General features: G+C 73.8%; 12 protein-coding genes. 4 read left to right on the top strand and 8 right to left on the bottom strand.

Annotation, left to right across the window (positions count from 1 at the left end; translation table 11 throughout):
* Positions 1-38 precede the first annotated feature (38 nt).
* A complete protein-coding gene (locus EKG83_RS41665) occupies positions 39-299 on the top strand; it encodes a hypothetical protein (RefSeq protein ID WP_153278763.1) in 261 nt (86 codons plus the stop codon).
* Here the strand turns inward: EKG83_RS41665 and EKG83_RS41660 are convergent.
* Positions 296-1,459: an alginate lyase family protein gene (locus EKG83_RS41660; protein WP_033432861.1), complete on the bottom strand. Its 1,164-nt coding sequence runs from the start codon at positions 1,457-1,459 to the stop codon at positions 296-298. The two genes, EKG83_RS41665 and EKG83_RS41660, sit on opposite strands and share 4 nt — an antisense overlap.
* Positions 1,460-1,661: 202 nt before the next feature.
* On the opposite strand from EKG83_RS41660, the gene EKG83_RS41655 reads away from it, so the two are divergent.
* Positions 1,662-3,080 (top strand): NB-ARC domain-containing protein, encoded by a 1,419-nt coding sequence (locus EKG83_RS41655; RefSeq protein WP_051766332.1) that lies wholly within the window; start codon positions 1,662-1,664, stop codon positions 3,078-3,080.
* A 7-nt stretch (positions 3,081-3,087) separates the two neighbouring features.
* On the opposite strand, the gene EKG83_RS41650 is transcribed toward EKG83_RS41655, so the two are convergent.
* The 5 genes from EKG83_RS41650 to EKG83_RS41630 all read right to left on the bottom strand — a co-directional run bounded on the left by EKG83_RS41650 (position 3,088) and on the right by EKG83_RS41630 (position 8,812).
* Entirely contained in the window at positions 3,088-4,719 is a 1,632-nt protein-coding gene (locus EKG83_RS41650) for a hypothetical protein (protein WP_153278762.1), read from the bottom strand.
* 86 nt (positions 4,720-4,805) lie between these two features.
* Positions 4,806-5,897 (bottom strand): MFS transporter, encoded by a 1,092-nt coding sequence (locus EKG83_RS41645; protein WP_033432859.1) that lies wholly within the window; start codon positions 5,895-5,897, stop codon positions 4,806-4,808.
* A 102-nt stretch (positions 5,898-5,999) separates the two neighbouring features.
* Positions 6,000-7,280: a PepSY-associated TM helix domain-containing protein gene (locus tag EKG83_RS41640; RefSeq protein ID WP_033432897.1), complete on the bottom strand. Its 1,281-nt coding sequence runs from the start codon at positions 7,278-7,280 to the stop codon at positions 6,000-6,002.
* Between the two features lie 122 nt (positions 7,281-7,402).
* Positions 7,403-7,927 (bottom strand): hypothetical protein, encoded by a 525-nt coding sequence (locus EKG83_RS41635; RefSeq protein WP_153278761.1) that lies wholly within the window; start codon positions 7,925-7,927, stop codon positions 7,403-7,405.
* 147 nt (positions 7,928-8,074) lie between these two features.
* Positions 8,075-8,812 carry an NAD(P)H-binding protein gene (locus EKG83_RS41630; RefSeq protein WP_033432858.1) on the bottom strand — a complete coding sequence of 246 codons (738 nt, stop codon included), beginning with the start codon at positions 8,810-8,812 and terminating at the stop codon, positions 8,075-8,077.
* Between the two features lie 85 nt (positions 8,813-8,897).
* Here EKG83_RS41630 and EKG83_RS41625 point away from each other — a divergent pair, with 85 nt between their 5' ends.
* Entirely contained in the window at positions 8,898-9,542 is a 645-nt protein-coding gene (locus tag EKG83_RS41625; RefSeq protein WP_051766338.1) for a helix-turn-helix domain-containing protein, read from the top strand.
* Positions 9,543-9,545: 3 nt separating this feature from the next.
* Here EKG83_RS41625 and EKG83_RS41620 read toward each other — a convergent pair whose 3' ends face one another.
* Entirely contained in the window at positions 9,546-10,751 is a 1,206-nt protein-coding gene (locus EKG83_RS41620; protein WP_033432857.1) for an MFS transporter, read from the bottom strand.
* Positions 10,752-10,866: 115 nt separating this feature from the next.
* On the opposite strand from EKG83_RS41620, the gene EKG83_RS41615 reads away from it, so the two are divergent.
* Positions 10,867-11,502, top strand: a complete 636-nt coding sequence (locus tag EKG83_RS41615; protein WP_033432856.1) for an L-2-amino-thiazoline-4-carboxylic acid hydrolase — start codon at positions 10,867-10,869, stop codon at positions 11,500-11,502.
* An 8-nt stretch (positions 11,503-11,510) separates the two neighbouring features.
* Here EKG83_RS41615 and EKG83_RS41610 read toward each other — a convergent pair whose 3' ends face one another.
* Complete coding sequence (locus EKG83_RS41610; RefSeq protein WP_033432855.1) at positions 11,511-12,752, bottom strand: RNA polymerase sigma factor; 1,242 nt, start codon at positions 12,750-12,752, stop codon at positions 11,511-11,513.
* Between the last annotated feature and the right edge of the window lie 8 nt (positions 12,753-12,760).

Raw genomic sequence — 12,760 nt, 5'->3', positions numbered from 1 at the left:
CGGTAGGACCGGACAAGGATCGCCAAGCGGGTGTACTCGTGCTCCAGGTCGCGGACCGGCGCGAAGACCGAGCGCTCGACCTCCGCCACGGCCCGGCGCACGTCGGGTGCGGTCAGGTCGGCGAGGGCGGTGCGGACCTGCTCCTGTTCCAGGGCTTTCGACAGGGCGTCTTCGAGGACCCGCTCGCGCGTGTCACGGCCGTCCTGCCACGGGAAGTCCGCCATCCGGGGATGATCGCGCGTTTCGGGGTCGCGTCCTCCGCCGATCTCGGGTGTTCGGCGGAGGACGCGGTGGGCTAGTTGGGGTTGGACGCGTGGGTCAGGGTCTCCCAGGCGATGAACAGCTTGTCGGTGCCCGCCGGTCGCTGCCGCTCGGTCAGGCGCTGGGTGTTGGTCATGGCGATGCCCAGGCGGTTGGCGAGCGCGTTGAACGCGACCTCGGTGGTCGGCCCGAGCGCCTGCTTGTAGGTCCCGCCGCACAGCCAGGACGGCACCGGTTCGACGCCGAGCTGGTACTTGGCGTGCAGGCCGTAGGCGTGGCGCAGGCGTTCGCGCACCTCGCCCCACAGGTCCTGGCCCTGGAGCCGGGCGGTCTCCGCGACGTGGGAGGCGGCGGCCAGGCCGTAGCCGGTGTGCGTGAAGTCGCGGCAGGTCTCCTGGGTCAGGCCGTTGACGAAGGTGCTCTGGCCCTGCCAGTAGGAGATGATCTCCTCGCGCGTGTCGAGCCCGCTGCCCGGGACGGTGCGCGGCAGGTCGCCGTCGGTGGTGAGGTAGACGTAGGCGGCGATGCGGTTGCGGAAGATCGACACGGCCTTGTCGTAGGAGGCGCGGTCCTCCAGGAAGACGGAGATGCCCAGGGAAGCCTCCGTCATGGACAGCTCCCAGTTGCCGTTGGAGCTGGTGCGGCCGTTGATGACCTCGGGCAGGTAGACGTCGCGGAGCATGGTGGCGAACCGCCCGGAGTTCGGCCAGTTCCCGCGCACGTGCTTGATGATCTCGGCGGCGCGCGGCCACGTCGACCCGGCCCACGCGGTCTGGAGGGGCGCGTTGCTGTTGGTGTGGTCGCGGATGGTGGCCGACCAGGCGTCCATGATCTCGATCGCCTTGGTGGCGTAGCGGTCGTCCCGGGTGATGTACCAGGCGAGCGAGAGCGTGTAGGCGGCCAGGGCGTCCTCGCGCTCGTCCGTGCAGCCGTAGTTGGGGTTGGAGTAGGACCCGCACTCCACCACGGCGCGTGGTTTGGGGGTGCGGGTGAGGGAGGCGAAGGGGTGGGCCAGCATCTGGTCGTAGGCGGCTCGCCAGGGTTGCTGGTTGGTGTTGACCTTGTCGCGGACGAAGTCCAGCTGGGACTTGCCCACCAGGACGCCCGGGTGGGCGAAGGTGGCGGGGGCGGCGGTGGCGGTCGTGGTGCTCAGGGAGGTGAGGAGGGTGGTTGCGAGGAGCAGGGATTTCCAGCGCATGAGTTCGAGTCTTAGTGGTCCAGACCACAGGCGTCAACGATGTTCACGCTGGTGAAGCGGCTGCCCCGGTCGGTTCCGGTCGGGTGCGCTCCCGGACCGGGTTCCCGGGCGGTCGGGAACGTGGTTTTCGAGGTGACCTGAAGGTCCAACACCCCGAATGCCTTGTAGCGTCCGTGGCACAGCCGGCGCGACAGGGACACGGATGACCTCGGGGACGACGGGCGGCGGCACGGGCCGCGAGATCGGGTGGGAATCCCGGTCGAACGACGTGTCCGGGCAGGTCGTGGGAGGCGTCGTCCAGGCACGTGACGTCTACGGGGTGTACCTCGGCGAGGCGGCGCCGCCGGCCGCGACGCCCTGGCAGTTACCCCTGCTGACGCACGCCTTCGTGGACCGGACGGAGGAGTCCGACCAGCTCGACCTGATCACCGCTCCCGGTCCGGTGCCGGTGATCGCCGTGCTCACCGGCATGGCGGGGGTCGGCAAGACGGCCTTCGCGCTGGACTGGTGCCGCCGCAACGCGGGGCGGTTCCCCGGTGGCCTGCTGCACGCGGACCTCGACGACTACCGGAGCGAGGGAGGCGTCGTGGTCGCGGACGTGCTCGCCTCGTTCCTGCGCGCGCTTGGCGCCCGGGACGTGCCGCCGGACCTGCCGGGACGGGCGGCGCTGTTCCGCGGCCTGACCTCGCGGGCGAGCACGCTCGTGCTGCTCGACGGGGTCGACGCGCCCGCGCAGGTGCGCGTCCTCGTGCCCGCGTCACCGGGCAGCGTGGTGCTGGTGGCCAGCAGGTTCCGGCTCGGCGGGCTGGTCGCGGACGGCGCCCGGGGGGTTGAGCTGCGTCCGCTGCCACCGGGGCCGGGCGCGGAGCTCTTCGTGAGCGCGGTGCCGGACGGCCGGGTGGAGTCGGACCCGGCCGCGGTGCGCGATCTGGTGCGGTTGTGCGGGGGATTGCCGATGGCGCTGCGGGTGGCCGCGGCCCGGCTGTCGACGCACCCCCGCTGGGCGGTGGCCGACCTCGTGGGCCACCTCGCCGACGAGCGGACGCGCGTGGACCGGCTTTCGGTGGAGGACCGCCGGGTGGGGCACGTTTTCGACGCGGCCTATGCGAGCCTGCCCGAACCCGGTCGGCTCGCCTACCGCGCGCTGGGTCTGCACCCCGGTCCGGAGTTCGGCTACGGCGTCGTCGTCGCGGCGACCGCCGACGAGCGGCCGGAGGACTCGGTCGAGCAGCTGTGCCAGGCCAACCTGCTGGAGGAGTGCGCGTTCGGTCGCTTCCGCTTCAACCCCCTGGTCCGGCTGCACGCCCGCGGTCGGGCGGTGCGCGAGGACACCGCCTTCGCGCGTGCCGGGGTCGAGCACCGGATCGTCCGGTGGTACCTGCTCGGTGCGGAGGCCGCCGATGCGGCCTGGTTCGCGGCGGAGCGGGACAACCTGAGGTCGGCGGTGCGGCTGGCGCACGTCTCGGGCCTGCACGACGAGGTGTGGCGCCTCTGCGAGGCGCTGGAGGCGTTCGACCACGACTGGGGCGAACTTCGCGAACTGGGCGTCGACTCGGCGCGCCGGACCGGTGACCCGCTCGCCGAGACCTGGTCGCGGAGAGCCGGTGGACCGAGGGGGTGAGCGGCCGTCAGAAACGGGGCAGCACGGGGTTCCGCGACAGCGTGCCCACCTTGACGACCACCCTGGCGAAGGTCACGTCGAACCGGGCGGCGTCGTGCCCGGCGACCCTCAGGGCGTAGAGGGCGGCGGCCGCGACGGCGGGGTCGTCGTGGTCGAGCGCGTGCACCGCCTGGTCGCGGAACCGCAGCACGCACCCCGCGTCGAGGCGGGCCGCGGCGAGCGCGGCGCCGGGGTACCGGTCGAGGACGTCGGGCAGCCACGCGCGGGCGTGCTGCTCCGACCACCGCTCGGAGCTGACGAGGACTTCCGCGTTGGACCGGCGCACCTCGTCGACCTCCCGCTGGGTGTCGACCACCAGGAACGGGTCGCCCGCCGTCGGCGGCGACTGGCCCGCCACGGCGGGGAACCGCTCCAGCTCCACCCGCGCCCCGGTGCCCGGCCCGATCTTCGCGACGCACCAGTGGCTGCCGGCGGTCGGTGTCTCGACCCGGGCCGGTTCGGGGAGCGGGGGCAGTCGCGGCGGGGGCGCGGGCGGCAGGTCCACCAGCTCGCGGACCACGTCGTTGAGGAGGCGCGCCGACTGGCCGGGGACGCCCAGGACGCGGTCGGTGAACTCGCGCAGCCGGCGCGGGTCGTGCCGGAGCAGCGCCGTGTCGACCTGGCTCCTGAGGTCGCCCCCGACGGATACGCGCTCGCTCGCCGCCCACAGCCGCGCGTCGGCGGAGGTCGGGTCGACCTCCGGGCCGCCGTCCGAGGTCAGCAGCACCGGCTTGCCCAGCGCGGCGGCGTACAACGTGACCGAGCCGTGGTCGCCGACGACGAGGTCCGCCGCCATGAGGGCGGCGTGCCAGCCCCGCTCCGGGGGCACGGCGATCAGCCCGCACTCCAGCGCGCCGCGCAGGACGCGGTCGACCTCGAACCCGCTGTGCGCCTGCCGGATGTTCCAGTGCTGGACCAGGGCCACGCGGTAGGCGTCGGCGGGCAGTTGGGCGAGCAGGCGGTGCGGCAGGTCCGGTGCGACACCCAGGGTCGAGTGCTCGCCCCAGGTGGAGTTGATCACGACCAGTCGCTGGTGCGGCTCGACGCCCAGCAGCCCGCGGTAGCGGTGGCGCAGGTCGTGGCTCGCGCGCAACCGGTCCATGACGGGGTCGCCGATCACCACGGCGCGGTCGCGCACCTCCGCCGGCAGGTGGGCCAGCTGCTCCTGGTGGGACAGGCCGATCCGCGCGGGGACGGGGCGGCCCTCGTGCAGCAGCTCTGCGCGGGTGAGCCCGGCGGGCGATGTCTCACCACCGGAGGTGGACGGCGGGACGCGCCGGTAGCCGGCACCGTGCGGCACGGTGAGCAGCGGGCCCGCCAGTTCGGCCAGCTCCGGGGTCACGTGGGCGGCCAGCACCAGGTCCCATCGCACGGCGCGCGCTTCCGACCACGGGAGAACGGTCCCTCCGAGTCGCCGCACGTGGTCGGCGATGCCGTGGGCGAAGGCGGAGCCGGCGTCGACGGTGAACTCGACCTCGGTGAAACCGTCGAGTTCGAGGACGTCGAGCACGGACAGGAGGCGGTCCAGGGTGGTGAAGTTGCGTACGACCACGAGCACGCGCCGCTCGGCCCGCCACGTGCCCCGCTGACCAGCACCCACGCGCAGCCTCGCTCCACCACGGCCGATCCGCGGTCTCATCTTACGTGCAATTACTTGAGACGCGGGCCGACGGTACCAGCGGTCCCTCACGCCTGGCTGTGCTCCGCCGGGCGTCGCAGGCGGGTCAGGCAGCCGGCCAGGAGCAGCACCCCCGCCGCCACCGCGGGCACGCCGCCCACCGCCCAGGCGGCGTACACGGCCAGGGACAGCACCTCGCTGCCCAACCCCGCCACCGAGGTCACGGTCGCCCGCGCGTCACCGGTGATCCGCTCTTGCAACCGCGCCTCCGCCCCCACCAGCACGAACTGGTAGACGCCGTAGAAAACAGCCACCGCCGCCAGGCCCGCCGGGTGCCCCGCCAGTCCCGCCACGCCCAGGAGCACCGCCGCGGCGGCCAGCAGCGGGCCCGGGGGGAGTCCGGTGCCGCCCAGGGCCGCGCCCGCCGCGCCGGCCAGGGGGATCGCCAGGGTGGCCAGTGGCGCCCACACCACCGGCACGCCCCAGTCCCTGGCCAGGAGCGGGAAGTACTCCTCGAAGGCGTCGACCGCCAGCAGGGCTGCCACCAGCAGCGCGGTCGGGGCCACGCCCGGGGTTCGGGCCGTCTCGGTCAGGCCCGTCCTCAGGACGGTCAGGTAGCTCTCCGGGGCCGGGCGCGGGGTTTCCGGTAGTAGGACGGCTACCGCGGCGGCGGCCAGGCACGCCCCCACGCTCACCCAGCCGACCAGGGGGAAGCCGCCGGCGGCGAACAGGGTGGTGGCCAGCAAAGCTGCCGGGATCTGGCCGAGGAGGCTCACCGCGTTGACCCGGCCCAGGACCCGGGCGAAGGCGGGGGCTGCGCCTGCCGCCTCCAGTGCGTCGTGGAGGAGGGCTTCCAGGGCGCCTGAGGACAGGGCACCGCCCACGCCCCAGAGGACGAAGCCCGCGGCGAAGCCGGGGAAGCCGGGCAGGGCCGTCCACAGGGCGTAGCCGGCGGCCTGGCAGGTCCCCGACGCGACCACTGACCACCGGCGGGAGAAGCGGTCGGCGAAGGCGCCCAGCGGCACCTCGGCCACGACCGCCGTGATCGACCAGATCGCGAACAGGGTCGAGACCTGGGCGTCCGACAGGCCGGTGTGGGTGAACAGCAGGGCGTAGAGCGGGAACAGGGGCACGGTGTGGGCCAGGGCTGCCCACGTCACCGCCAGGCGGGCGAGCGGCCGGGCCGGGGGCGGTAGGGGGCGTCAACCGAAGCGCATGACGCCCACGCTAGCCCGCCGCCGGGCCGGCCGTCGCTCGGAAATTCACACCGACTCGGGCTCCGGTTGGGGTTGTTCCTGGCGCCTGGTGCCCAGGAAGGCGTCCACGGCCAGGAACGCCAGCAGGGACAGGCCGAACAGCGGGATGAACCAGCCGACCGCCGCGGCCACCACCAGCACCACCACCAGTTGTGCTCGTGGGACCTTGCGCCACTGGCCGCGGGGGACCGGCCTGCCGAAGCCGCGGGTGGGCCTGCGCAGCCACCACATGCGGTAGCCGAGCACCACCATCGTCACCAGGCCCAGGCCCAGGGCGAGCAGCAGGATCTGGTTGGGCCAGCCGAACAGGACGCCCATGTGCGCGTCGATGCCCCACCTGGCCAGCTTCGCGGCCAGCGGGTAGTCGCTGAACCTCACCTGCTCCGAGACCTCGCCGCCGCTGATGGCGATCGCGTCGACCTGGGTGGGCCAGCCGCGCTCGATCTCGGTGACGTACCAGGCCATCCCGGCCATCGGCGGCGCGGTGATCTCGATCCTGGCCGCGTCGATGCCGCCCTCGGTGCGGGCGGTCTCCAGCACGGAGTCGACCTCGCCGGGGAACACCGGGATGGGGTCGCTCATGTCGTGCCCGGCGTGGTCGTCGTTGCCGCCCAGCGCCGGGGTGCTCCAGTTCAGCGCCGCGCGCAGGTCGGCGACGTTCTCGCCGGCGTAGGTGGACCAGGTCAGGCCGGTCGCGGACAGGAACAGGGCGCCCGCCAGCACCCACAGGCCGAGCGTGGCGTGCCGCTTGGTCGTGGTCTTGACGCGCTGCGCGCGGCGGCGGCTGAACCACAGGAACACGCCGCCCAGGGCGACGACCCACAGCCAGGACGCGGCCAGCTCGCTGTAGAGCCGGCCCGGTTCGCCGAGCAGCAGGTTGCGGTGGATCTCGTCGATGGTGGTGCGCAGCGGCAGCACGCCGCTGGTGCCGTAGGTGTCCAGGGTGCCGACCACGGCGCCGGTGCCGGGGTCGACGAACACCGTGGGCCGAGCGTCGCCGTCGCCGGCGAACAGCACGCGCGTGGTCTCGCCCGGTCCGGGCGAGGGGCGGACCGCGACCCACTGGTCGTCGGGGCGGGTGGCGACGGCGGCCTTGACCTGCTCGGACAGCGGCACGGTCTGCTCGGACGCGGGCACCCGCAGGTGGTCGGAGTACAGCCACGACTCCAGTTGCGGCGTCGCGGCGTAGAGCACGCCGGTCAGGGCGGCGATGAGCACGAACGGGCCGACGAGCACGCCCGCGTAGAAGTGGAAGCGGCGCACGAGGCTGCGCCAGGACTCGGTCATGGGGGGACTCCTGGGTACGGGGAGGTGCCACCGGTGCCGGGGACGGGTGGGTGCCGCCGGTCCGCGAGGGGGGACGGCGGGCGCCACCGGTCCCGGGGGACGGTGGTGTGGGGAGGGGTGACCTAGGAGTGGGCGGGCGGGCCGCGGCGGGGCACCGTGCGGCGGCGCAGTACCTCGGCCAGCGGCTGCGGCGGGTGCGCGGCGATGGGGATGCGCAGCGGCGCCACCGCGGGCGGTGGGACCAGGCGGCGCGGCAGCACGGCCGCCAGCGCGGCGGCCAGCCGGAACACGGCCTGCTCGAAGCCGGTCAGGGCGACGACCACGACCAGCGTGGCCAGCGCGTGGGCGGTGAGCATCGCGGGCGCGGGCACCAGCTCGCGCGGGTGGCGGGACAGCAGCACCAGGAACACGTGCGCGGCCACCTGCACCGCGCCGACCAGGCCCAGCAGCTCGCCGAAGCCCAGCTGCCGGTCGGTCAGCGGCAGGCACGTCCAGCCGATGGCCAGCGCGAACACCAGCAGGTGCGGCAGCGACGGCAGGTGGCCGCCGCCGGTGGCGTGGGCCAGCACGGCCAGCAGGCCGGTGGACACCCCGACCGCGCCGCAGCGCACCAGGCGCGCGGCTCCGCGGGTCGGTGCCGGTGCCACGATTCAGCAGCGTAGCGGCGGGGGAGGGGTCGAAGAAGGGCCGGAAGGCGGTGGGTGGCCGCCCCCGGTTGAGCTGTTCGGGGGTGGTTCGCTGAGCTATCAGGAGTAGTTGGGGTCGGTTTGGGGCTGGTCGGTGGCCGTGGGGCGTCAGGGGCGGGGGTAGCACTCGCGCGCCCACGTGGCGTAGTCGCGAGCCGGGCGTCCCAGGACCGACGCAATGTCGTCGGTCCGGATCGCCGCGTCGCGGAGGACTTCGGCGTACTCGGCCAGTGGCGCGTCCACCGTCGTCAGCGGCCGGCCCAGGACCTCCGCCAGCACGGCCACCTGCTCGGGCGCGCTCAGCAGTTCCGGGCCGGTGAGCGTGTAGGTGCGGCCGTGGTGGTCGTCGAGCAGGGCGGCCACGGCGACCTCCGCCAGGTCGCGCGGGTCGACCACGCCCAGGCGGGCGTCGCCGGTGGGGTTGGGGATCGGTTCGCCGGCGGCGACGAGCGGGGCCCACTGGAGGGAGTTGGAGGCGAACAGGCTGGGGCGCAACAGGGTCCACTCGGGGAAGGTCCGCGTCGCCTCCTCGCCCGCCCGGTGCCACCGCGCCACCGGACCGACCGGGATCGAGGACAGCTTCACCACGCGGGTCACGCCCGCTCGTTCGGCGGCGGCGAGGAACGCCTGGTCGTAGGCGGGGAGGTCGGGGGTGCCGGGGCCGATGAGCAGCAGGGCCGAGGCGCTGGTGAGGGCTTGGCCCAGGGAGGCCGGGTCGGCGGGGTCGGCGTGGGTCCGGCCGGCGGTGGGGGTGCGGGACAGGGCGCGGAACGGGGTGGCGCGGTCGGTGAGCAGGCGGGTGGCTTCGCGGCCGACGGTGCCCGTGGCACCTGCGATGACGATCATGGGGCCAGCTTCGTCGCGGGGTGGTGGGAAGTTCTTGGAGATTTCGGCGGTTGTCCCGGGTGTGGACCAGCGGCTGCGACCGTGGGTGAGCGCCATCGCCCACCAGAGGCTCGACGCGGTCACGCACGTGCACGCGCCGGACACCGCCACCACGCTGGTGCTGTGCTCGGCGTCCGAGGGCGCGTTCGTGATCGGGCCGCGGGACCGGGCGCGCTACCACGCGGGGCCGCCCGCGCGGCGGACCGTGGTGCGGTTGGCGCCGGGGCGGGCGCAGGCCGTGCTGGGCGTGCCGGCGGACGAGCTGGCCGGGCGCGTGGTGCCGCTGGGTGAGCTGTGGTCGGGTGCGGACGCGCTGGAACCGGCCGCGCTGACCTCGGCCCTGCTGCGGCGGGTGGCGTCGATCGACCCGGGGCGGTCGGACCTGGTGCACGCGGCGACCGGGCTGTTGCGCACGCGCGGGGTGGCCGAGACGGCTGTTGCTTTGAACGTGAGCGAGCGGCAGTTGCGGGCGGTGTTCACCAGGGCGGTGGGGTTGTCCCCCAAGCGCTTCGCGCGCGTGGACCGCGTGCGGCGGGTGGTGGCCCGGGGGCGGCGTGGTGGGTGGGCGCGGGTGGCGGTGGAGCTGGGGTACTTCGACCAGGCGCACCTGAGCGCGGAGTTCCGGGCGGTGATGGGGGTGTCGCCGGGGGCGTTCGCGCGGGGCGACCTGCCGGCGGCGACGTACTGCTAGGGGTCAGACCCGGGCCGTGCGGACGGAGGAGCAGGTGATCCCGACCGCCTGGACGGTCAGGCCCGCGATCGCGATCCACAGGGCGGTGGTGAAGCCGAGCGTGTCGGCCAGGACGCCGCCCAGCGGTGCGCCGAACACGATGGCGGCTCGGTTGATCGACCTCATGGTGCCGTTCATGCGGCCCTGGAGCCGGTCGGGGGTGACCGCCTGCCGGTAGCCCATCTCACCGGGGCTCTCCAGGCCGATCGCGAAGTAGAACGCGAACTGCGCCGCGCACAGCAAGGCGAACCCGCTGGTGGTGGCGGTGGCGAACGGCAGCAGGGCGTAGGCGGCCGGGGTGAGCCAGCGGCCCACCAGGATCACCTGGCCCTCGCCGAAGCGGCGGCACGCGCGACCGGCCAGGGAGGCGCCCAGGAGGGCACCCGCGCCGCCGACCGCGAACGTCACGCCGAACTCGAAGGGGTCGAAGTGGAGTTCGTCCAGCACGAGCACGGTGTAGGTGGCGCTGACCATGGAGGAGAAGAAGAACCAGGCGTGCGTGGCCAGGGCCATCGGGCGCAGCACGGGGTGGTGGTAGACCCAGCGGAGGCCGTCGCGGATCTCGGTGCGCAGGTGGCGTTCTTCCGGGGTGGGCGGGGGTTCCGGGGTGCGGAGCCCGGACAGGACCAGGCCGGAGATCAGGTAGGAGACGGCGTCGACCAGGAACGCCAGGGGGCCGCCGATCAACTTGACCAGGGCGCCGCCGACCAGCGGGCCCACTCCCTGGGCTGCCGAGCGGGTTTGTTCCATGCGGGCGTTGGCGTCCGTCAGCTGTTGCCTGGTCACCAGGCGGGGGAGGAACGACTGGTGGGCCGCGTCGTGGAACAGGGACAGGGTGCCGAAGACGAGCACGATCGCGGCCAGCAGCGGGATGGTCAGCAGACCCGTGAAAGCCAGCAGCGGGACCAGGGCCAGCACGGCGGCGCGGGCGAAGTCGGTGCCGATGAGCAGCGGCAGTCGGCGGCGGCGGTCCACCAGGACGCCGGCCACCAGGCCGAGGAGCAGGTAGGGCAGCCAGCGGGCCGATTCCAGGAGGCCGGCCACGGTGGTGGAGGCGCCCAGGGTGAGGACGGCGACGGCCTTGAGCGCCAGCGTGGTGACGTGCGTGCCCGCCAGCGACACGGTGTCCGCGGCCCAGAAGCGCGCGAAGTCGCGTTGGTCCAGCTTCATGTGATCCCCCCGGCGCCCACGGTAGCGTGGGCGTGACAGGACACACTGGAGTTCGTCGGCGCCGGTTGGTCGGTGGAGTGCGCCGGCGTACTCGCATGACCGCGAGAGGACGACAATGACCACCGACCACTTCAATGATGCTTACGTCCCCGATGCCGAGGCGGACACCGCTGCGGTTGTTGAGGGGTTCTTCGACCACTTGAGCGCGTACGACGTGCCTGCCATGCGGGCGCGGCACGAGGAGCTGATCGCCGGGAACGGCCACCTGGTCGTGGACGAGCCCGCCCGGCACAACCTCCGGATGACGCTGCTGCTGGTTGCGGCGCATGAGGTTTTGACGCCGGTACTGGGGGCTGGGGGCGCCGTGGAGGCCGTGCGGGCGGCGTTCGTCGAACCGCTGGCGCCCGCGGTCCGAGCCGCCACGGCCGCCATGCTCGACGCGGCGCCCGATCCGTACCGGGCGATGGTGGAGCTGGTGCGGGCCCGGGAGGTCGACGCGTTCGGGGCCGGGTTCGCGTTCGAGCACCCGGTGGACGACGACAGCCGGTTCGAAGCCGATGTCCGCCGCTGCTTCTACTACGACGTGCTGATGGCCAACGGCGCGTCGGAGCTGGCGCCGGTGATGTGCGAGTTCGACCGGAGCTGGATCGACGCGATCGAGCCCGGGCGGCACGGGTTCCGGTTCGAGCGGGTGACCACGATCGGGACCGGCGGGTCGCACTGCCCGTTCCACTTCGGCCGGACCGGGTGACCCCGGCTTCAGCAGGCGGCGGCGCGGTCGAGCAGGAGCTTGCGCTCCCGCTCGTTCCGCGTCAGCCCGGCGGCGCGCTCGAACTCCGTCCGGGCCTCGTCGTTCCGGCCCAGCTTGACCAGCAGGTCGCCGCGGACGCTGGGGAGCAGGTGGTAGCCCTTCAGCGCGGGCTCCTCCAGCAGTTCGTCCACCAGTTCCAGCCCGATCGCCGGGCCGAACGCCATGCTGATCGCCACCGCGTGGTTCAGCGCCACCACCGGTGACGGGGTGACCAGCGCCAGCGCCTCGTACAGGCCCGCGATCCGGGTCCAGTCCGTCTCCTCCGCCGTCCGCGCCCGCGCGTGGCACGCGGCGATGGCGGCCTGGAGCGCGTACGGGCCCGCCGCGCCGCCCAGGGACTCCGCCTTCGCCAACGCCTCCAGGCCGCGGCGGATGAGGAGTTGGTCCCACCTGGCGCGGTTCTGGTCCAGCAGGAGCACGGGTTCGCCGTTCGGGCCCACGCGGGCCCTGGCGCGTGACGCCTGGATCTCCAGGAGGGCCACCAGGCCGTGGACCTCGGGTTCCCTCGGCATCAGGCCGGCCAGGACGCGGGCCAGGCGGAGGGCGTCCTCGCACAGGCCGGGGCGCATCCAGTCGTCGCCGGCGGTCGCCGAGTAGCCCTCGTTGAAGATCAGGTAGATGACGCCCAGCACCGAGGCCAGGCGCGCGTCGCGCTCGTCCTCCGCGGGGACCTCGAACGGGACGTTCGCCTTGGCGAGGGTCTTCTTGGCGCGCACGATCCGCTGGGCCACGGTCGACTCGGGCACCAGGAACGCGCGGGCGATCTCGTCGGTGGCCAGGCCGCCCAGCATGCGCAGGGTCAGCGCCACCTGGGCCTCGGTGGAGAGCACCGGGTGGCACGCGGTGAACACCAGGCGCAGCAGGTCGTCGTTGATGTCGCCGACGCCGGTGCTCGCGTCCGGGGCGTGGTCGTGCTCGGTGTCGCGGCCGATCTGCTCCAGCTTGCGCTGGTAGTTCTGCCTGCGGCGGATGAGGTCGACGGCCCGGTTCTTCGCCGCGGTCATCAGCCACGCGCCGGGGTTGCGCGGGACGCCCGCCTCCGGCCACTGCTCCAGGGCGCTGACCAGGGCGTCCTGCGCCAGCTCCTCGGCCAGGCCCACGTCGCGGACCATCCTGGCCAGACCGGCGATCAGGCGGGCGGACTCGATGCGCCACACCGCCTCAACAGCGCGACGCGCGTCGGTAGCCATCACGACCC

This window comes from Saccharothrix syringae (assembly GCF_009498035.1).
In the GTDB taxonomy this organism is placed as follows: domain Bacteria; phylum Actinomycetota; class Actinomycetes; order Mycobacteriales; family Pseudonocardiaceae; genus Actinosynnema; species Actinosynnema syringae.
The sequence above is the reverse complement of the archived record's forward strand: the minus strand, read 5'-3'. Positions and strand labels throughout refer to the sequence as shown.